Annotated in this window: 16 protein-coding genes and 3 pseudogenes; 14 read left to right on the top strand and 5 right to left on the bottom strand. The window is 41.3% G+C overall.

Annotation, left to right across the window (positions count from 1 at the left end; translation table 11 throughout):
• The first annotated feature begins 1,847 nt into the window (after nt 1–1,847).
• From WN50_RS34220 to WN50_RS20995, 5 genes are all read left to right on the top strand, one after another.
• Entirely contained in the window at nt 1,848–2,087 is a 240-nt protein-coding gene (locus tag WN50_RS34220) for a hypothetical protein (protein WP_152964884.1), read from the top strand.
• Nucleotides 2,088–2,784: 697 nt separating this feature from the next.
• Nucleotides 2,785–3,363, top strand: a complete 579-nt coding sequence (locus tag WN50_RS21010; protein ID WP_049560588.1) for a COP23 domain-containing protein — start codon at nt 2,785–2,787, stop codon at nt 3,361–3,363.
• 159 nt (nt 3,364–3,522) lie between these two features.
• Entirely contained in the window at nt 3,523–3,855 is a 333-nt protein-coding gene (locus WN50_RS21005) for a hypothetical protein (protein WP_046280282.1), read from the top strand.
• 12 nt (nt 3,856–3,867) lie between these two features.
• Nucleotides 3,868–4,092 carry a hypothetical protein gene (locus WN50_RS21000; protein ID WP_046280281.1) on the top strand — a complete coding sequence of 75 codons (225 nt, stop codon included), beginning with the start codon at nt 3,868–3,870 and terminating at the stop codon, nt 4,090–4,092.
• An 84-nt stretch (nt 4,093–4,176) separates the two neighbouring features.
• The gene (locus tag WN50_RS20995) at nt 4,177–4,437 is read left to right on the top strand and encodes a hypothetical protein (protein WP_046280280.1); all 261 of its coding nucleotides are present in this window, start codon (nt 4,177–4,179) and stop codon (nt 4,435–4,437) included.
• Between the two features lie 33 nt (nt 4,438–4,470).
• On the opposite strand, the gene WN50_RS20990 is transcribed toward WN50_RS20995, so the two are convergent.
• Nucleotides 4,471–5,352: a S1 family peptidase gene (locus WN50_RS20990; RefSeq protein ID WP_200906329.1), complete on the bottom strand. Its 882-nt coding sequence runs from the start codon at nt 5,350–5,352 to the stop codon at nt 4,471–4,473.
• Between the two features lie 504 nt (nt 5,353–5,856).
• On the opposite strand from WN50_RS20990, the gene WN50_RS20985 reads away from it, so the two are divergent.
• The 6 genes and pseudogenes from WN50_RS20985 to WN50_RS37745 all read left to right on the top strand — a co-directional run bounded on the left by WN50_RS20985 (nt 5,857) and on the right by WN50_RS37745 (nt 13,481).
• The gene (locus tag WN50_RS20985) at nt 5,857–7,560 is read left to right on the top strand and encodes a GAF domain-containing sensor histidine kinase (RefSeq protein ID WP_049560585.1); all 1,704 of its coding nucleotides are present in this window, start codon (nt 5,857–5,859) and stop codon (nt 7,558–7,560) included.
• A 602-nt stretch (nt 7,561–8,162) separates the two neighbouring features.
• Nucleotides 8,163–8,610 (top strand): annotated as a pseudogene (locus WN50_RS36460) (response regulator); the annotation flags it as partial.
• 32 nt (nt 8,611–8,642) lie between these two features.
• Nucleotides 8,643–11,648, top strand: coding sequence for a PAS domain S-box protein (locus tag WN50_RS37190; protein ID WP_425354830.1), 3,006 nt, complete (start codon nt 8,643–8,645; stop codon nt 11,646–11,648).
• Nucleotides 11,649–11,661: 13 nt separating this feature from the next.
• Nucleotides 11,662–12,477: pseudogene (locus WN50_RS20970) on the top strand (response regulator); the annotation flags it as partial.
• Between the two features lie 11 nt (nt 12,478–12,488).
• Nucleotides 12,489–12,959, top strand: a pseudogene (locus tag WN50_RS37750) (diguanylate cyclase domain-containing protein); the annotation flags it as partial.
• Between the two features lie 54 nt (nt 12,960–13,013).
• Nucleotides 13,014–13,481 (top strand): diguanylate cyclase, encoded by a 468-nt coding sequence (locus WN50_RS37745; RefSeq protein ID WP_425354829.1) that lies wholly within the window; start codon nt 13,014–13,016, stop codon nt 13,479–13,481.
• On the opposite strand, the gene WN50_RS36450 is transcribed toward WN50_RS37745, so the two are convergent.
• Both WN50_RS36450 and WN50_RS36445 read right to left on the bottom strand, forming a co-directional pair.
• Entirely contained in the window at nt 13,469–13,843 is a 375-nt protein-coding gene (locus WN50_RS36450; RefSeq protein ID WP_235441056.1) for a CoA-binding protein, read from the bottom strand. The genes WN50_RS37745 and WN50_RS36450 overlap by 13 nt on opposite strands.
• Nucleotides 13,844–13,855: 12 nt before the next feature.
• Nucleotides 13,856–14,089: CoA-binding protein (locus WN50_RS36445; protein ID WP_235441055.1), on the bottom strand; the 234-nt coding region annotated here is incomplete at its 3' end.
• Between the two features lie 81 nt (nt 14,090–14,170).
• Between WN50_RS36445 and WN50_RS20955 the strand changes: the two genes are divergently transcribed.
• A complete protein-coding gene (locus WN50_RS20955; RefSeq protein WP_046280278.1) occupies nt 14,171–15,040 on the top strand; it encodes a lysophospholipid acyltransferase family protein in 870 nt (289 codons plus the stop codon).
• Nucleotides 15,041–15,423: 383 nt separating this feature from the next.
• A complete protein-coding gene (locus WN50_RS20950) occupies nt 15,424–15,660 on the top strand; it encodes a hypothetical protein (RefSeq protein WP_046280277.1) in 237 nt (78 codons plus the stop codon).
• A 364-nt stretch (nt 15,661–16,024) separates the two neighbouring features.
• Here the strand turns inward: WN50_RS20950 and WN50_RS20945 are convergent.
• Nucleotides 16,025–16,957: alkene reductase (locus tag WN50_RS20945; RefSeq protein WP_152964885.1), on the bottom strand; the 933-nt coding region annotated here is incomplete at its 3' end.
• A gap of 95 nt (nt 16,958–17,052) precedes the next feature.
• On the opposite strand from WN50_RS20945, the gene WN50_RS20940 reads away from it, so the two are divergent.
• Entirely contained in the window at nt 17,053–17,901 is an 849-nt protein-coding gene (locus WN50_RS20940) for an AraC family transcriptional regulator (RefSeq protein WP_049560580.1), read from the top strand.
• Here WN50_RS20940 and rlmN read toward each other — a convergent pair.
• A complete protein-coding gene (rlmN, locus tag WN50_RS20935) occupies nt 17,898–18,944 on the bottom strand; it encodes a dual-specificity RNA methyltransferase RlmN (protein ID WP_046280275.1) in 1,047 nt (348 codons plus the stop codon). The two genes, WN50_RS20940 and rlmN, sit on opposite strands and share 4 nt — an antisense overlap.
• Nucleotides 18,945–19,240 lie beyond the last annotated feature (296 nt).

The following is a 19,240-nucleotide window of genomic DNA, read 5'->3' as shown; positions in this document are numbered from 1 at the left end:
TCTAATCGTTAATTGTTCAGCATCAATTGTTACCGTTCCTCCATTACCCACCCCGGTTTCAGAAACGTTTGCAAGGATAAAAGCCCTATCTGCTAATTGAATATTTTCAGCCTGTACATTGACCGAACCCGCATCTCCAATTCCTGAAGTTGATGTAGACAAAAAAGCTTGATTGCTCAAGCGGGTAACGGAGGAAACACTGGAGATATTTCAATTACGACACAAAGACTAATCGGAATTGATGGAGCATTAATTCGCACAGATAGTTCGGGAACGGGTTCTTCAGGTTCAATTAGTATACAAGCTCAAGAGGTGTTATTTGATGATCAGGTGTTTATTTCTAGTGGAACGGCAGGTGCGGGTAATGGAGGAGATATTACTATTGAAACGGAACAACTAAGAGTGCAAAACGGCTCTGTAATTTTTTCTGGAATTCGTCTGCCAAATGAATCGGAAATTACTACTGTTGAAATTCCCCCGAATCGCAGAGGAGGAACAATCTTCATTAAAGCCTCAGAATCAGTTTTTCTTGACGGGGAAAGAACATCAATTAACGCTACTGTTGGACAAGAAGGAGCTATAGGTAATGGTGGAAATATCATTATTGAAACTGGACGTTTAACCTTGAGCAATCAAGCTTTTTTGTCTACATCAACTTCAGGAATTGGAGATGCGGGTTCGGTCAATGTACAGGCTGAAAATATTCAATTAGCAGATAGGTCTTTTATCCTTGCAAACGTTTCTGAAACCGGGGTGGGTAATGGAGGAACGGTAACAATTGATGCTGAACAATTAACGATTAGAAATCAATCTAGTATTATAGTAAACGGTGACGGTGTAGGTAATCCCGGAAATATAGACGTGAGTGCTTCCCAAGTTCGTTTGGAACAAGCAGCTCTATTCGCAGATTCAGTAACAGGTGAAGGTGGAAATATTACTATCAATTCACCCGATATTAGCGTGCGGCGTCAAAGCGCAATTTCTGCCGCAGGAAGTCAAAGCGGTCAAACGTTTGANGATATTAGCGTGCGGCGTCAAAGCGCAATTTCTGCCGCAGGAAGTCAAAGCGGTCAAACGTTTGATGGAAATATTGATATTAATTCAAACTTTTTAGTGTTGTTAGAAAACAGTCAAATTGTTACCAGCGCTTTTGAACCGACGGGAGGCAGCAATATTAATATTCGTCCTTTAGGTAATTCAGAACTGGCTATTTTACAATCTCAAAATAGTATTATTAATGCTGCTGGAGAACTTTCTATTGATGATACTCTGAATTTTGACCCGCCAGAATCAACTCAAGTCCAAGTCGTTGATCCGGCTGCATTAATCGCTCAAGACCCCTGCAAACAAAGAGGAGACAGNAATTTTGACCCGCCAGAATCAACTCAAGTCCAAGTCGTTGATCCGGCTGCATTAATCGCTCAAGACCCCTGCAAACAAAGAGGAGACAGTCAATTTATTATCACAGGACGAGGCGGTATTGCATTCAACCCCATTCAAGATTTATTTGCAGTTCCAGAGTTAGAATTGTCTCTGATTGAACCTGTGACTCCTTCAGTTAATCGTTCCTCCCAACGTCGTCAACAACAATCAAAAAAACGAGATAATCATCCAATTGATTCTAGAACTATTGTTCCGGCGAGGGGATGGATAAGAGATGAGAAAGGAGACGTTATATTAGTGGGTTATGACCCAACAAAAACNCCGGCGAGGGGATGGATAAGAGATGAGAAAGGAGACGTTATATTAGTGGGTTATGACCCAACAAAAACGGGAGTTCAGCGTCAACCTCAGCCCACTCCCCATCAGTGTAATCCTGAACAGTAACGCTATCAACTGCTAGAGCGATGATTGGCTCGTTTTCTTTCCTGAAGTTTTTATACCATGAGCTTACCCGTTACTGCCTCTGTCTAACGGATGATCCTCTGCCGAAAGTGGTGATTTTGGGGCGACTGTCCCTGTCTGGCGATCGCACACCCTCATCACCCTCTGCCCAAGGCTATCAAACTTTTTTCTATTTTGTAACTTTAGTAACAGAAATTCCTGTAATTGTTTTATTCCTTTTCAGGAACTTCTATAATAAATAGAGAAAGGTTTGTGATGAATTAATTTATTTTTCCTCTAATTAACTAAATAAAAATANCCCTCTGCCCAAGGCTATCAAACTTTTTTCTATTTTGTAACTTTAGTAACAGAAATTCCTGTAATTGTTTTATTCCTTTTCAGGAACTTCTATAATAAATAGAGAAAGGTTTGTGATGAATTAATTTATTTTTCCTCTAATTAAATAAATAAAAATAATGATAAAATATTCTATCTTCTTTTTTTCAATTGACTGAAAATTCTCTCCTGAAAATCTATAAAAAGTCGAATTTTTGCTGGAAGATGATTTCTTGAGCGAGGCTGTATAGCAGTGATCATCGTTACTCTGCACAGAGAAAATTTTTGAGGAGCAATCAGACTGAGAACTTCAATATTTTCTCTGAGTAAATCTAAAAAAAATATAATTGTTTTTTGATCAAAAGAATAAAGGATGGAGTACAATTACTTACATGAAACGGAAGACGAAAGTCAAAGTAACCCGGAGATTGTAAGAAGAAATACAACACCCAAAAATCTCACTTACTTTTCGATCACTTTTGCCTAACTTTCAAGTAACACCCAGACCAATAAAACGTCTGGAACACATTACTTTGTTCTTACTGACAGGGTTATAGGATTGGTTTAATGTTAAGAACATACCGAACAAAACAACCTCTCTTTAAGCACCTGGAGGTCAAACTTATGAAAAGCGCCATCAAAGCATTCATCACCACCGCTATCGTAACTGCTGGTTTAGTCGTTGGTATTTCCCAAGCCAAAGCTCAACCGGATACATTTACTAAAGAACGGGTTGTCTTTCAAACAGTTGAAATTGACCCAGAAAAGAATCAATATGGTACGGTTCCCATGATTGTACGGGAAACCTACGACACTCGTTATCCTGGTCTTCTCGGTGGAAATTCTTTACTGAAACGGGAAGTCGTCCAGGTTGCATCTGAACCTTTAGTCATTTGGCAAGTGACTCTTTCTTCTAGCGATCCTCAAGGATCATACACTCCGGAACGTCGCGCCCAAGCCATTAGCACTCGTTTAACGAACTTGGCTGAATCTTTAGGCGTAACGACTTTAGAAGAAATGTATCAAGCCGGAGTCGTCAACTATGAAACAGTAATCTTTGCTTCAGCAGAACCGGGTGACGCTAATTTTGAAAATGTAGTGTTCACCTTATCTCCTGGAAATCGGGAACAAGGCGATGTGTTCGTTGAACACTTGCAAGACTACGGAGATGCAACTGCGAGTGGTGAGCCGCTTTACAACTAATTGAGCTTACCAGATGGAACCCTCGGGAGTTGTTACAAAAGCAACAAAATAGATTGGTTTTAACAACTCCCGTATTCTCCAACGCTAAACAACGCTCAACGAACTTGATCGCCTTGATTGAAGAATCGTCAACATATCAGAACTTCACGAGGGCTTACTATGAAAGCAATCCAATTCACCACCGCACTGCTTCTAACGGCTAGCTTTGCCTATCCCTCCTTCGCTCAAGAAGAAATCTCCGCAGTGACAACAACTTCTTATTCTAGAGTGCAAGAAGTTCACGAGACTAACAATCAAGTTCTTGATCAAGATCTCAACAATAATGTGTTGAGTGTCAGTTTAGATCAATTGGAAGTTCAGTCTCAGCCTGGACTCTCGCGCAACAATCTCAATCAAGTGAGTGAAAACATTAACTCACAGATGGACAAGAACCAGCAGAGATGGGAAGTAGAAGTTGACTGGGAGAATAACAAACTCAAACGTTACTTCTAATCTCTAGTCTCTATGAACTCGGTCAAGAAAGCATCAATTCAGGGAAGCATCGAAAGCTCAAATCTGACAATCACAGAAGCCTGTATTATGGCGATCGCCATCATTACAACTCTCAGCCTTCAGGTTCATGTCAAATCTCAAAAGACCCAACTGACATTGAGACTTGAGCAAAATCTTCCCTCCCTGACAGAGTGCAAGTCTTCTGAGATGAAAGTTTCCAACCCAGTTGGACAATAACGCTTTCCTCAACCCGAAAAAATTCATCTCCCCAGTGCAGTTCACTATTCAATTATCTCAACCCCATCTACAGAGGAACTGATCATGTTTGGCAAATCAATCAAACTCAACAATCAAAACCTGAATAACCCCGTGAAAATTTCTGCGGCTGTTGCTTTAGTCACGATTGGTTTGTTAGGCGTGATCAGCGAAACGCCTAGAACACCTTCCGCTCGATACCATAGCGAAGATCATACAGAAGAAATCAATCGCATCAGACAGGGAGGAGTCACCATCTATCGCTACGAAGTGACAGACCCCACTACAGGTTCAGCGATCTCCGTCTCCAAAATTCAAAACCAGTAATCTGGAGATCAGACAGTCTGAGGCAAGCAGCGACTAAGACATTCCGCGTAACGGCATATTAGAAATGGGAATCGCCCAACTGAGAGCTTTCATTTGTTGAACTTGTTCAGGAGAAGGAGCGGAACCATCAGTATAGCGATAAACCTTATCGGCTGAGAGGGCAAACTTAGAACGACCGTTAATCGCAATCAGTTCACCCCGTTGGTTAAACACAGGGCCACCACTCATTCCACTACGGATGTCGTTGGTATAACCCAGTTGATAGCCTTCAACTAAGGTTCGGTTCGGTACCATTCCCACTTGACCTTCAGTGAGTTGAAACGGCCGATTTCCCCAGTCCCGAGTGTCTTGCATCTGTCCTGGCGTTGTATTCAACCAATTGGGAAATCCCGCCGCCATCACCTTTTCTCCGACAGCAACCCGATTGCTATCTCCCATCGTTGCCACTTGATAGGAGCGACTGCTATTAAACTGCAACACCGCTAAATCGAGATGGTTGGATGAGGAAATCAGGCGTCCCCCGTGCATTTGTCCATCTGCGGTCAAAATCATAAAATTACCGGAGTGATTTCCGACCACATGAGCATTTGTAATCAGGGTGTATCCTTGTCCTGAACGGTTAATAATCACACCCGACCCAACACTACGATTGGCAAAAATTCTCACCGTTACCTGACGTGCCATTTCTGAGACTGAAGCTGGCGGGAGGTTTTCGGAAGCTGAAGGGGAAGACATGGTATAAGCAGCAGAATGAGATGGAGTGCGACTGTCAGCCGCCGGGAGGTTAACCCCAAGAAAGAACAATGAGGCACCGATCACCTGAGTTCCCAATACCACCGTTTTTAAAAATGAACGAGACAATTGGGGAACGGCAGCAAAACAGTTTTTATTGGATTGATTTTGATTAAAAAGCATAGTATCTGGTGTTTTTGTTGTAAATTGTGTTTTTTTCAAAAAAATTCCGATTGCCTCGAGTGATCGCCGTCGATCTGCTTCTGTCAATCCCATCTAAAATCAGGATGCCCAAAATTAAAAAAATAAAATTCACACCACAGTCTTAGTCAGCTAGCGTAGCAGTTGAATGACCAAACGGCAAGATCAAATTAGGGATCACAGTCATTCGTTGTTAACTGCTGATGACTCGGCCGACTTTCGACAACATCAAATTCACTCAAGCCCTGGGTTGCAAGGAATTATACGGATTCAAAATCTGATCGTCGGAAAATAGCAGATGTTCATCATATAGCGATAACGACCCCAAATGTATCCTTCTCAAAGATAGTTAGGGAAACGCTCCATCAACTTGACCCATCAGAAGACATCGCTAAAATAAAGACAACTTTCGGCACTATAGTGCTGTCACGGAAAACAGATCAGTTTGCGACTGTGGTTGATTTTTCAGAGGGATTGAGAGAACACATGAGGCGACTGAATAGCGATCACAATAATTTTGAATCATCCGGTGCAACCTTCAGACTGTCTTGTCCGCTCCCCGATAGACAGACCCGTGAACCTTTCCGACTGCGTGGAACTTCCGCCCCGAAAAGTTCTACCCGCTTGGATCTAAATTGGGTACTCGCCACCTCGGGCGCCCTCTCCCAAGAACTCGAACTTAACAATCTCCTGATTCAATTAATCGAGGTGATTCTAGAAACCCCTGTCGCTAGTCAAGCATGGCTGATTCTCGAAAAATCCGGTCAATGGGTAATCGAAGCCTCTGGAAGTCTCGAGTCTGAGACGGTAGACATCTTACAATCTCTGCCCTTAGAAACCGTTGAAAGTCCGTTGATGAGGCTGATTGTTAATCGCGTCCTTCACACTCAAACTTCTCTACTGTTGAACGATGTTGAGAATGAAGTGGATCTCATTCCTAATAGTCCCGTTAAACCTCTGTCTCTCCTTTGTCTTCCCCTGCGACTTCACGGTGAACTGATTGCTATTTTATACTTAGAAAATTATTTCACATCCTACGCTTTTACTCCCGAATATCGAGAACTGTTTAATCGCCTCTCTCCAGGGATGGCGAGCGCCTTAAAAAATGCTTGTCGATACAGCAATCTCAATCAAAAAGTAGCCGAAAAAACTCAAGCCCTTTCGGAAACCTTGAGGGAGTTAAAAAAGACTCAAAAAAAACTGGTACAATCCGAAAAAATGGTCGCTCTCGGACAACTAATTGCGGGAATTGCTCACGAAGTTAATACGCCTTTGGCAGCAATTTATGCTTCGGTTCAGAACCTTTCTCATGCCTTTGATCGCACCTTAAAACAACTGCCTTCTTTACTGGGAAAACGGTCTGGAACTCAACAAGAAGATTTGATGGCATTATTAGCCGCCAGTCGCCCGAGTCATATTCCTCTGTCTTTCCGAGAAGAACGTCAGTTCAAACGCAGCCTGGAAGAACAGTTAACCCGCCAAGGAATTGAACAAGCAGAAACAATCGCCACCATGTTAGTCGAAATGGGGATAAAAGAAGCAACGCCTGGGATTTTACGCCTCTTACAAAATCAGAATCATAGCGAAATTTTAGACACGGCTTATCATTTGACGCTGCAACAGAGAAATAGTGAAAATATTAAGCTGGCTGTCGATAAAGCTTCAACGATTGTTTCCGCTCTCAAACGTTACGTTCATCCTGATCCTTGCGATCGCATGATTAGCGCTCAAATTGCTGAAGAAATTGATAGCGTTTTAATTCTTTACCAACATCAGTTAAAACAGGGGATTCAAGTGAGTACCAGCTATCAAGATCTACCTGAGATTGTATGTTATCCTGAACAACTCAATCAAGTCTGGGCTAATCTGATTCATAATGCGATTCAGGCAATGGGACGTCAGGGAAAATTAGACATCACCGCGACTGGCCATCAGGGTTTGATCCGAGTTCAAGTGACAGACTCCGGTTGTGGTATTCCTGCTGAGATCCAAGACAAAATCTTTGAACCCTTCTTTACGACTAAGGTCGCCGGAGTTGGGACAGGCTTGGGGTTAGATATTGCCCGTCAGATTATTCAGCAACATCATGGACAGATAGAGGTGGAAAGTCAACCAGGACGAACAACCTTTACAGTCTGGTTGCCCATTCATCAGGCCATTACATCTTCGAGTAAAATCAGTTCAATTTGAACAGATCGGGTTGAAATTTCAGCTTATCCTGATGATTAGGGTGGGAAAATAGTCAATCTTTAAACCCACTGGATCGACAGGGTTAATCGCATCGGACATCCGTTGACTCAATCATTCGAGAGGGTCTGTTTGGGTTATAGCGCTACGCGCTAGGCAAGAGGCAAGAGGCAAAAGGCAAAAGTTAGACTAAAAAAGGTTTTCAGCTTTTACTAATGTCCTAACCATGATGCGTAGTGCTATAGAATAAATTTCAGAGTCAGTAAAAATTCTTACGGCTTTAGTCTTTTCAGAGGGACTTAAACGTTAACCTAAAACTCAGTCTAATATAAACTTTAATTGATTATTCAAAAGAATTGACCTCTAAAACCAGAATCAAAGTTGGGAATCTCCTTGAAAATCATTAATTTTCAAGACGAAGAGGTTGGGAAACCAAAAATATAGAGGGAGAATCTATGGGCAAACCCGCTATTATTTGTGTAGATGACGAACGAGTTGTGCTGATTAGTCTACGGGATCAGCTCTTACCCTATTTGGGAGAAAAATATAATNATTAATTTTCAAGACGAAGAGGTTGGGAAACCAAAAATATAGAGGGAGAATCTATGGGCAAACCCGCTATTATTTGTGTAGATGACGAACGAGTTGTGCTGATTAGTCTACGGGATCAGCTCTTACCCTATTTGGGAGAAAAATATAATATTGAACTGGCAGAAAGTGGAGAAGAAGCCCTAGAAATTCTAGAAGAGTTACAAAGCGAACAGATGGAAATTCCCTTAATCATCTCTGATCTGATCATGCCCAAAATGACTGGAGATGAACTCCTCAAACAAGTTCACGAGCGCTCGAGCAAAACCCTAAAAATTCTCCTGACTGGACAAGCCAGCACCGTAGCTATTGGCAATGCAGTTAATAGCGCCAGTCTCTATCGTTATATTCCCAAACCTTGGAATGAAACCGATCTGTGTTTAACCGTAACCGCCGCTTTACGAAGTTATCAACGGGACAAACAACTCTCCGCCCAAAACACCGCTCTCCATAAAATTAATCAAGNTGCAGTTAATAGCGCCAGTCTCTATCGTTATATTCCCAAACCTTGGAATGAAACCGATCTGTGTTTAACCGTAACCGCCGCTTTACGAAGTTATCAACGGGACAAACAACTCTCCGCCCAAAACACCGCTCTCCATAAAATTAATCAAGAATTAGAACAACTCAATGCCAGTCTCGAACAAAAAGTAGCCGAACGAACTTGGGAACTCGAAGAAAAAAATCGCCTACTAAAACGTGAAGAAGAACAACTGAGAAAAAGTGAAGAACGTTGGCAACTGGCCCTACGAGGAAGCAATGATGGCATCTGGGACTGGAATTTGAAAACCAGTGAAACCTTTTATTCGAGTCGTTGGAAAGAAATGTTAGGTTATGAAGATCACGAGATCGGAAATACCCTCGATGAATGGTCAGGGCGTGTGCATCCTGATGATTTTCCCCTAATTTTAGCAGCCATTGAAGAGCATACGAAGCGCAAAACGACTTACTTTACGTTTGAGTTTAGAATGCGCTGCAAAAATGGTGAATATAAATGGATTTTATCTCGTGGACAAGCCCTGTTTGATGAGAATGGAGAAGCGGTTCGGTTTGCAGGTTCTCACGCCGATATTAGCGATCGCAAACGCGCCGAAGAAGCCCTGGAATATCGCGCCCAAAAAGACAATTTACTCAGTCGCATTTCCGAACAGTTTCTCAACCAAGATACTGATGCAGGAATTCATCTAGCCTTGCAAGCCACAGGCGAATTTATGGACTGCGATCGCGTTTATGTTTTTCGTTACACCGATAATCATACCAAATTAACTCAAACTCACGAATGGTGCGGTCAGGATGTTCCGTCTTTCATTCAAGATTATCAAGGAGTTCCGATTGAAGTTTTTCCTTGGTTTGTGCAAACGATTCTTAAAGGTAAGCCTTTTCAAGTTTCCAGTATTGCTCATTTACCCGATGTGGCCGAGGCAGAAAAAGCCGAACTGAAACGCCTAACAACCCAATCTTTATTAATTGTTCCGATGCAATTAACTGGGCTAGAAGTTAATCAAGATGTCGGGTTTATTGGTCTTGATAATGTACGATCACCACGAGTTTGGAGTCAAGAAGAGATTAACTTAGTGCGACGAGTCGGGGCGTTAATTGCGATCGCTCAAGCTAAATATGAAGCTGAACTGGCTTTACGAGACTCAGAAGCCCGCTTTGCTGGCATTTTAGACAATGCAGACGAAGCGATTATTTCCATTGATGAAACTCAACATATCACTCTATTTAACCAAGGAGCAGAAAAGATTTTTGGCTATTCTCAAGCCGAAGTTCTCGGTCAACCCCTCGATATTTTACTGCCTATACGGTTTATTGAAGGTCATCATCAGCATATTAAAAATTTTACCCAAACCTCATTATCGGCTCGTAAAATGAGCGAACGAAATACCGTATTTGGCCGACGTCGAAATGGAGAAGAATTTCCCATTGAAGCTTCTATTTCTAAATTACAACTGGGGAAAAAACGGATTTATACCGCTTTTGTTCGTGATATTACCGAACGCAAACGCGCCGAAGAAGAACTGAAACGCGCTAAAGCGGCGGCGGATACTGCAAGTCGTGCTAAAAGTGAATTTCTAGCGAATATGAGCCATGAATTAAGAACACCATTAAATGGAATTTTGGGATATGCTCAAATTTTGCAACGGGATAAAACGATTACCCCCCAGCAACAAAAAGGATTAGGAGTGATTAAACAATGTGGTTCTCATCTGTTGACGTTAATTAATGATATCCTCGATTTGTCTAAAATTGAAGCGCAAAAACTAGAACTTCATCCGACGGATTTTGACTTTTTAACCTTTCTCTGTGGCGTCTCGGAAATTTGCCGAGTTCGGGCTGAACAAAAAAATATTTCCTTTAGCTATCAAACCAGTCAACATTTGCCGCAAAATCTTCATACCGATGAAAAACGATTGCGTCAAGTTTTGATTAATTTGATTAGTAATGCGATTAAATTTACCGATGCAGGCAGTGTTAAATTTAGCGTTAAACTGATTGAAAATGGGGCGGCAACGGTTTGTGAAATTGAACAACCGGATCAATGTTTTACGCCGCCTCAATGTGCAACTCACAAAATTAGATTTTTAGTGGAAGATACAGGAATTGGCATTCCTCCCGAACAAATTGATAAGATTTTTATTCCGTTTGAACAAGTTGGCGATCGCTTTCGCAAAGCTGAAGGAACGGGATTAGGATTAGCGATTACCCAGAAAATTGTGGCAATGATGGGAAGTACGTTAAATGTGGAAAGTGTTGTAAACAAAGGCAGTAAATTTTGGGTTGATTTAGATTTACATGAAGCTTCACAATGGGTAGATGCGAGTTTAATGATGCCTGCAATTATTAGAGGGTACAAAGGGAAAAAATATAAAATTTTAGTCGTTGATGATCGTTGGGATAATCGTTCGATTCTGATTAATATGTTAGAACCTTTAGGTTTTCAACTGCTAGAAGCGACTCACGGTGAGGAAGGGATCGAAAAAGCCCTTCTCCATCAACCGGATCTGATTATTACTGATTTAGTCATGCCCCATATGGATGGCTTTGAAATGACTCGACAACTTCGCCAAATACCTCACTTTAAAAAAACAAATATTATTGCGACTTCTGCCAGTGTTTTTATCTTGGATCGCCAAAGAAGTCAAGAGTCAGGTTGTGATGCGTTTTTACCGAAACCCTTGCAGCTTGAAGATTTGCTAGAAACCTTACAAGTCTTGCTGAAAATCTCTTGGATTTATGAAGAAACTGAAGTTCAAAATGGCGTGAGTTATGCAGCAAAATATCACAACAGTGCCGACATGGTAGTGCCGCCTATCTCGGAATTGATCACGGTTAAAGAAGCATTAGAAATTGGGGATTTTGAAACGATTGAACAAGAAGCAGAACGAATTAAGGGGTTAGATGAAAGTTATGCTAATTTTGCGCTAAAAATGTTAGAAATGGCGCAGGAGTTTGATGAAGAAGCTATTATCAATTTAATTCTATTAAACTCAACTCATTAAAAAGGCTAAAATTATGATAGAAAATAGACAGCAAGAACTTATATTAATTGTTGACGACAATCCGACGAATATCAAAGTATTATCGGATTTTTTGAAAGACTTTGGCTTCAAAGTTTTAATCGCTAAAGATGGCGAAAGTTGCCTCAGTAAACTGGAAAAAATCATACCAGATTTGATACTATTAGATGTAATGATGCCGGGAGTTGATGGGTTTGAAACCTGTCGTCGTCTCAAAGCCTTAGAGGCAACTAAAGACATTCCCGTGATTTTTATGACGGCTTTAACAGATCCCGTTGATAAACTCAAAGGGTTTACTTTGGGCGCCGTTGACTACATTACAAAACCCCTACAACATGAAGAAGCGATCGCCCGAGTGAATGTTCACCTCAAATTACGCAGTTTAACCAAACAACTCGAACGACAAAATCACTTGTTAGAAGAAAAAAATCAGCTTTTACAAGAAGAAATTCGCTATCGAAAACTAGCAGAATCCGCCTTTAGATTATCTGAAGAAAAGTTTTCTAAAGCCTTTCGCTGTAGTCCCCATCCTTTGACGATTAGCACCCTCGCAGAAGGACGCTATATTGAAGTCAATGAAAGCTTTTGTCGCTTAACCGGCTATAGTTTTGATGAATTGATTGGAAAAACCGCAGATGAATTAGATTTTTGGGTGAACTCAGATGATCGACAACGAGTCGTTCAACAATTACAATCAGAAGGAACCATTCGCAATCAAGAATTTAATTATCGGACTAAATTAGGAACCATTAGAACCGTATTATTATCAGCCGAAATCTTTGAATATGACGGACAAGATTATCTCCTCGCANTTTTGATGAATTGATTGGAAAAACCGCAGATGAATTAGATTTTTGGGTGAACTCAGATGATCGACAACGAGTCGTTCAACAATTACAATCAGAAGGAACCATTCGCAATCAAGAATTTAATTATCGGACTAAATTAGGAACCATTAGAACCGTATTATTATCAGCCGAAATCTTTGAATATGACGGACAAGATTATCTCCTCGCAATTCCCAATGATATCACCGATCGCAAACAAGCCAAAGCCGTCGTCCAACGCGCCACTCAAGAATTAAAACGAATTACAACCATTGATGATTTAACCCAAATTGCCAACCGTCGGCGCTTTGAAGAATATTTGGGTCAACAATGGGGAAAACTCGGACGTGAACAAGCGCCATTATCCTTTATTTTATGCGATGTTGACTACTTTAAACATTATAATGATACCTACGGTTATGAAGCCGGAAATGACTGTTTGCAACTGATCGCTCAAACTCTTTTGNCAACCATTGATGATTTAACCCAAATTGCCAACCGTCGGCGCTTTGAAGAATATTTGGGTCAACAATGGGGAAAACTCGGACGTGAACAAGCGCCATTATCCTTTATTTTATGCGATGTTGACTACTTTAAACATTATAATGATACCTACGGTTATGAAGCCGGAAATGACTGTTTGCAACTGATCGCTCAAACTCTTTTGCAAATTACTCGTACACCTGCGGATCTGGTTGCTCGTTATGGCGGTGAAGAATTTGCAGTGGTTCTTCCCCATACCAATTCCTTAGAAGCTTCACAGGTTGCTGAAGCCATTTGTTCATCTATTCAACAACTCAAAATTCCTCACAATCAATCCAATGTCAGTCAATTCGTTACTTTAAGTTTAGGAGTTTCTAGTGTGGTTCCGAGTTCAGAATCTTGTCCGGCGGAAGCCTTAATGACTGTAGCCATTAGAGCCTTATCTCAAGCCAAACAACGCGGACGAGACACCTATTACTTACACTCAGAACCTCAATCGGCTTGAGAGCCATTAAAATGCTGTACATTCAGGCGTGCATACTCAATTTTAATACAGCGATCCATCACAACAGTTAAGCCAGCATCAATCGCCGTTTGGGCGGCTTTTGCATCAATAACACCCAACTGTCCCCAAACCGTTTTCGCCTGAATTGCGATCGCTTCTGAGACAATTTCAGATAAAAATTCTGCCCGACGAAACACATTAACAATATCAATCCTTTCAGGTATCTCTTCTAAACTCGCATAACAACATTCACCCTCAATTTCTTTGACAGTTGGATTAACTGCATAAACCCGATAACCAACCCTTCGTAAAAATTGGGCAATTTGATAACTGGTTCGTGAGGGTTTATCAGAATGACCCACAACCGCAATGANTTCTAAACTCGCATAACAACATTCACCCTCAATTTCTTTGACAGTTGGATTAACTGCATAAACCCGATAACCAACCCTTCGTAAAAATTGGGCAATTTGATAACTGGTTCGTGAGGGTTTATCAGAATGACCCACAACCGCAATGACTTTAGCATTTGTCAAAATATGAGCGATGACTTCATCCTCTAGATTTAAGTTTGCCATGAGACGGTGTGAATATTCAGAACTCATCATTAATTGATCTCCATCTATTGGCACTTTTAGCAAAACTAGATTATCTTAGGCAGTGGTAATGTTTACAATTCTTAATCTACAGTGTCAGATTCCGCCGATTTTCGTCCCCCTGTTTCTCGTTCTCGCTACGATGGTTGGTCTTTAGACGAACGCAACCCCGACTATATTAACGCTTTAATGCCATTGTGGGAATGGTTTTATCGCTATTATTTTCGAGTTCAAACAGACGGTTGGCACCATGTCCCATCTGAGGGGAAATTTCTGGTTGTCGGTTCACACAATGGCGGTTTAGCCTCACCCGATATGCATATGTGTTTGTATGACTGGTTTCGGCGTTTTGGGACTGATCGCTTGCTGTATGGCTTGATGCACCCAAATATGTGGAAAGCGGCACCGTCTGTTGCCAGTCAAGCGATGCAATGTGGTGCAATTATAGCCCATCCGAAAATGGCGATCGCAGCTTTTAAACGTAACGCCCCAGTCGTTGTTTATCCAGGGGGTGCAGAAGACGTTTTTCGTCCTCATTCCTTACGGGATAAAATTTATTTTGCGGGACGTAAAGGCTTTCTCAAACTGGCTTTACGAGAAGAAGTTCCGATTATTCCCCTGATTTCTTGGGGCGCTCACGATACTTTAATTGTTTTAGCAGATTTTTACAAACAGGTCAAACAATTGCATGACTTGGGAATGCCTTGGTTGATGGATATTGACCCCGAAGTTTTTCCCATTTATCTGGGTCTTCCCTGGGGAATAAGCATCGGGCCATTGCCGAATTTTCCTCTACCTGTTCAGATTCATACCCGAGTATGTGCGCCGATAGTCTTTGAACGCTATGGCCGAGAAGCCGCTCAAGATAACAAATATGTCAATGCTTGTTATCAACAGGTTCAAACTCAAATGCAGCAAGAACTCAACGATCTCGTCGCCTCTGTAGAAGCCCAAAACCATTAATAGTATTAAATTAATCTTAATGCCGCCTTTTGTTGGATTTGTTTAACTTTTTTTAATGATTTACCTGGAGGAACCTTAAACTATCTTCACGAAAATATTTTCTGGTTTTTAGAGAAAACTGTGATAAGATCCTCTATTAAATCAGTAAAATCTACATAATTTATCAAAGGGGATCAATGAAATATGCCGAAAGAAGGATTTGGGGAGAATGTCCTAGATGACAAACTAGGAGGATAGAAAAAAATTTATCCTTCTTTTCTGTGACTCTATAATTTTCGGTTGAGATCGGGAGTTCCATCAGATTACATTCCTACAGCCTAAATTCGGAAATAAATTGAACCTCACTTTAAAACCTTTACTCAATCACACAAGCGGTGTTTCAAATGACTACAAAACAAAAATCCATTCAAACGGTAACAAAACAAGCAGTTCACTGTCCGAATTGTGGCGCATTAGCCGAACGTTGGCACCACCCGGAACACACTAAAACCGAATGTGGGGTATGTGACTATTTAATGGTAACTTGTCCGAAAACCGGAAACGTCATCGAAGCCCAAGCACCCGGTTTGTATGCAGGAAATTTACAGTCCGTCAAATCTGTTGTTTTTGGTATTCAATAACCTTTGAAAAAACTTGGAGGAGTTCACCCTCCTCCAAATTCATCTAAACTTTTAAGTCGGCGAGAAACGGATAATCTGTATAACCGTTTTCAGCATCCTTCGCACCTTGACCATAAAAAGTCCGAGGGTTTGCTTCATTTAAAACAGCATTCACTTGAAAGCGTTTCACTAAATCAGGATTCGCTAAAAATAACTGACCAAAGGATACCGCTTCCGCCATATTTTCAGCTAACACTGCATTACCGCTTTCTTGAGTATAACCGCCATTCGTGACAATTGTTCCCGAGTAAATTGAACGAAAAATCGGCAAAACCGGATGCAAAACCTCACGAGTTGCTAAATCCTGTTCATTCGGTTCCATCANCATATTTTCAGCTAACACTGCATTACCGCTTTCTTGAGTATAACCGCCATTCGTGACAATTGTTCCCGAGTAAATTGAACGAAAAATCGGCAAAACCGGATGCAAAACCTCACGAGTTGCTAAATCCTGTTCATTCGGTTCCATCAAATGCAAATACGCTAAATTAAAAGGATTCAACATCTCAATCACATAACTAAACGTCGCTTTCGGATCAGAATCTTTCATCCCATAAAACGTATTACTCGGAGACAACTTAATCCCGACGCGATCGCCGCCCCAAACCTGCGTTACTGCCTCAACCACCTCCAATAAAAACCGGGCGCGATTTTCTACCAAACCGCCATATTTGTCGTTACGTTGGTTAGAACCATCTTGCAAAAATTGATCAATTAAATAACCAAACGCCCCATGCAATTCAACCCCATCAAAACCTGCTGACCTTGCATTTTTTGCCCCTTGATGAAACTGTTCAATAATCTCTGAAATTTCATCAATTTCTAAAGCGCGAGGCGTTTCTAACGCCACCTTCCCAACAGGTGTATGTAGCTGTCCTTCGCCTGCGATCGCACTCGGGGCGATAGGCGTTTCCCCATCCAACAACGACGAATGCGCCACCCGTCCACTATGCCACAATTGCAGAAAAATCCGCCCTCCTGCATCGTGAACCGCTTCCGTCACCTGTTTCCAGCCCTCCACTTGTTCCGACGAATAAATTCCCGGACAATTCATGTAACCCTTACTCAACGGCGAAACCATCGTACATTCAGTTACAATTAATCCAGCATCAGCCCGTTGAGCATAGTAAGTTCCCATCAGTGCCGTTGGAACGGTGTCATCCGCCCTTAGACGGGTCATCGGTGCCATAATGATACGGTTAGGCAGGGTATAAGCGCCCAGTTGAACCGGGGAAAAAAGATTCAATTGAGTATTCATCAGCAATTTTGTAAAATTAACCTGAGTATTCAACAGATCTAAAAGCTTTGTCTTGCTGATTTTTGCGAAATATTTTATATTTTTGCTAAACTTCGATGGCAATTATCACCAATCCTAAATCTGTGGCTTATGAAACACCCGCCCAGATGATTCAACTTTATCGGTGTGACAATAATAGTAGTGAAGATCCGGGACAAACAATATTAACTCGCCACATGATCGGCTTAACCATCAAGCATCCCTATCGCCTCGCCCTTCGTCATAATAGCGATCGCACACAGGATTTATGTTATTCTCCTGGTGAGTTTTTTATCTTTCCAACGGGGGCGTCTCATTGGGCGGCGTGGAAAAATTGTCATGGGTTAATTGCATCGATTGATCATCAATTATTCAACCACTATGCTGAACGTTTTTTAGAGGGAAAACGCTTTGAGTTAAACTCTGTCTTGAAACAACAAGATCCCTTACTTGAACAGCTTTTACTCACGTTAGCAAAAGTTAGTGAAAATGCCGATATTTCTTCAAGTTTATATAAAGAAAGCCTTTGTATGACGTTTGTATTGCGCTTAATAGAGTGTCATTCTCACGAAAAACACTCCATTCCTCGCGTTAAAAGTGGGCTTTCAAGGCATAGTTTACAACAGGTCATCGATTATATTGAAATCTACTACAGCGAAGCGATTACCATTACCACTTTAGCCCAGCTTGTTGGCTTGAGTGAATATCATTTTTTACGTTGTTTTAAACAGAGTATGGGTTTAACGCCCTATCAATATATTATCAAGAAACGCCTAGAAATGGCTGAAAAATTGTTAATAAAAACTCAACAATCTCTCGCTGAAATTGCGGTAAACTGTGGTTTTTCTTCCCAAAGTCACATGACCAACCTATTCAAGCAACGTTTGGGAAAAACACCTTTACAAATTCGTCAGACTGTGAGCTAATTTTGAGAAGAATTAGCCAGAGAAGCGCGTAACTGTCCGCAAGCCGCATCGGCTTCTAAACCCCGAGAATAACGAACACTCACCGCAATATGTCGATCTTTCAACGCTTTCATAAAGTTATTGATTTGCAGTGGCGTCGGACGTTGATAATCAACTTCAGAAATCGGGTTATAAGGAATTAAGTTCACATGACTTTGAAAGCCGCGTAAATGGGTAGCAAGTTCAACTGCGTTTTCTGTTTTATCATTGAAACCCGCTAAAAGAACATATTCAAAACTGACTCGTCTGCTGGTTTGATTGACATATTCCCGACAATCTGCTAAAAGTTTTTCTAGGGGATAATGTTCGGCACTGGGAATCAGTTTTTTTCGTAACATTTGGTTAGAAGCGTGTAAACTCACCGCCAGAGTCACTTGCAGTTGATAATCAGAAAATTGACGAATTTGTTGGGGAATTCCCACCGTTGAAACCGTGATCATTCGCTGTCCGATACCAACATCTTGATTAAGAGATTTGATCCCTTTGACGACATTTTTCGTATTGAGAAGGGGTTCTCCCATTCCCATAAACACAATATGGCTGACTCGTCGCCCAAAATCTTCTTGAACTGTTAATACTTGATCAATGATTTCGTGGGTTTCTAAATTGCGAACAAATCCCCCTTTCCCCGTCGCACAAAAATCACAAGCCATCGGACAACCGACTTGAGACGAAACACATACCGTTAGGCGTTTTTCGGTAGGAATTCCGACTGTTTCAATAATATTATTATCCGCAAACTTTAACAGATATTTGACCGTTTTATCCGGCGCAACCGCACGATAATGAATAGTAGAACGACCAATAGAAAAATCGGTAACAGTTTCTCGCCATTGTTTTGGAAAAACTGTAATTTCTGATAGAGATTTACTTCCCTTTTGATAAATCCATTGATAAAGTTGTTTACCGCGATAGGCAGGTTGTCCTTGTTGTTGAACCCAAGCGGTTAATTCGTCTACAGACAACCCTAAAAGGGGTTTTGCACCAGATTGAACCGTTACCATAGAAAGTTAGAATAAAGATGTAATTCCTAGAAATTATAACATAAAATACCAACAATATTCAAAAAATGCGATCGCCCCTAACAAATATACAATCAAACCGTAGGGGCGGGTTCCGCCACAATTTGGGTTTCCCAGAGATGATCTCAATAAACCCGCCCAACCCCACAATTAACATGATAATTAACCTGTAGGGGCGGGGGGCGCCACAATTTTTAATTCCAACAAATAACCTGAATAAACCCGCCCAACACCACAATTAACATGATAATTAACCTGTAGGGGCGGGTTACGCCAAA

The sequence above is a fragment of the Limnoraphis robusta CS-951 genome (assembly GCF_000972705.2).
This window is presented reverse-complemented; position numbering and strand designations above follow the sequence as displayed.

Excerpts from the sequence above, each read along its gene's own strand:
- rlmN (WP_046280275.1), bottom strand. The coding sequence starts at position 18,944 with ATGGTAACGGTTCAATCTGGTGCAAAACCCCTTTTAGGGTTGTCTGTA.
- WN50_RS34220 (WP_152964884.1), top strand. The coding sequence starts at position 1,848 with ATGATTGGCTCGTTTTCTTTCCTGAAGTTTTTATACCATGAGCTTACC.
- WN50_RS20990 (WP_200906329.1), bottom strand. The coding sequence starts at position 5,352 with ATGCTTTTTAATCAAAATCAATCCAATAAAAACTGTTTTGCTGCCGTT.
- WN50_RS20985 (WP_049560585.1), top strand. The coding sequence starts at position 5,857 with ATGAGGCGACTGAATAGCGATCACAATAATTTTGAATCATCCGGTGCA.
- WN50_RS20940 (WP_049560580.1), top strand. The coding sequence starts at position 17,053 with ATGGCAATTATCACCAATCCTAAATCTGTGGCTTATGAAACACCCGCC.
- WN50_RS21000 (WP_046280281.1), top strand. The coding sequence starts at position 3,868 with ATGAACTCGGTCAAGAAAGCATCAATTCAGGGAAGCATCGAAAGCTCA.
- WN50_RS20950 (WP_046280277.1), top strand. The coding sequence starts at position 15,424 with ATGACTACAAAACAAAAATCCATTCAAACGGTAACAAAACAAGCAGTT.
- WN50_RS21005 (WP_046280282.1), top strand. The coding sequence starts at position 3,523 with ATGAAAGCAATCCAATTCACCACCGCACTGCTTCTAACGGCTAGCTTT.
- WN50_RS21010 (WP_049560588.1), top strand. The coding sequence starts at position 2,785 with ATGAAAAGCGCCATCAAAGCATTCATCACCACCGCTATCGTAACTGCT.
- WN50_RS20995 (WP_046280280.1), top strand. The coding sequence starts at position 4,177 with ATGTTTGGCAAATCAATCAAACTCAACAATCAAAACCTGAATAACCCC.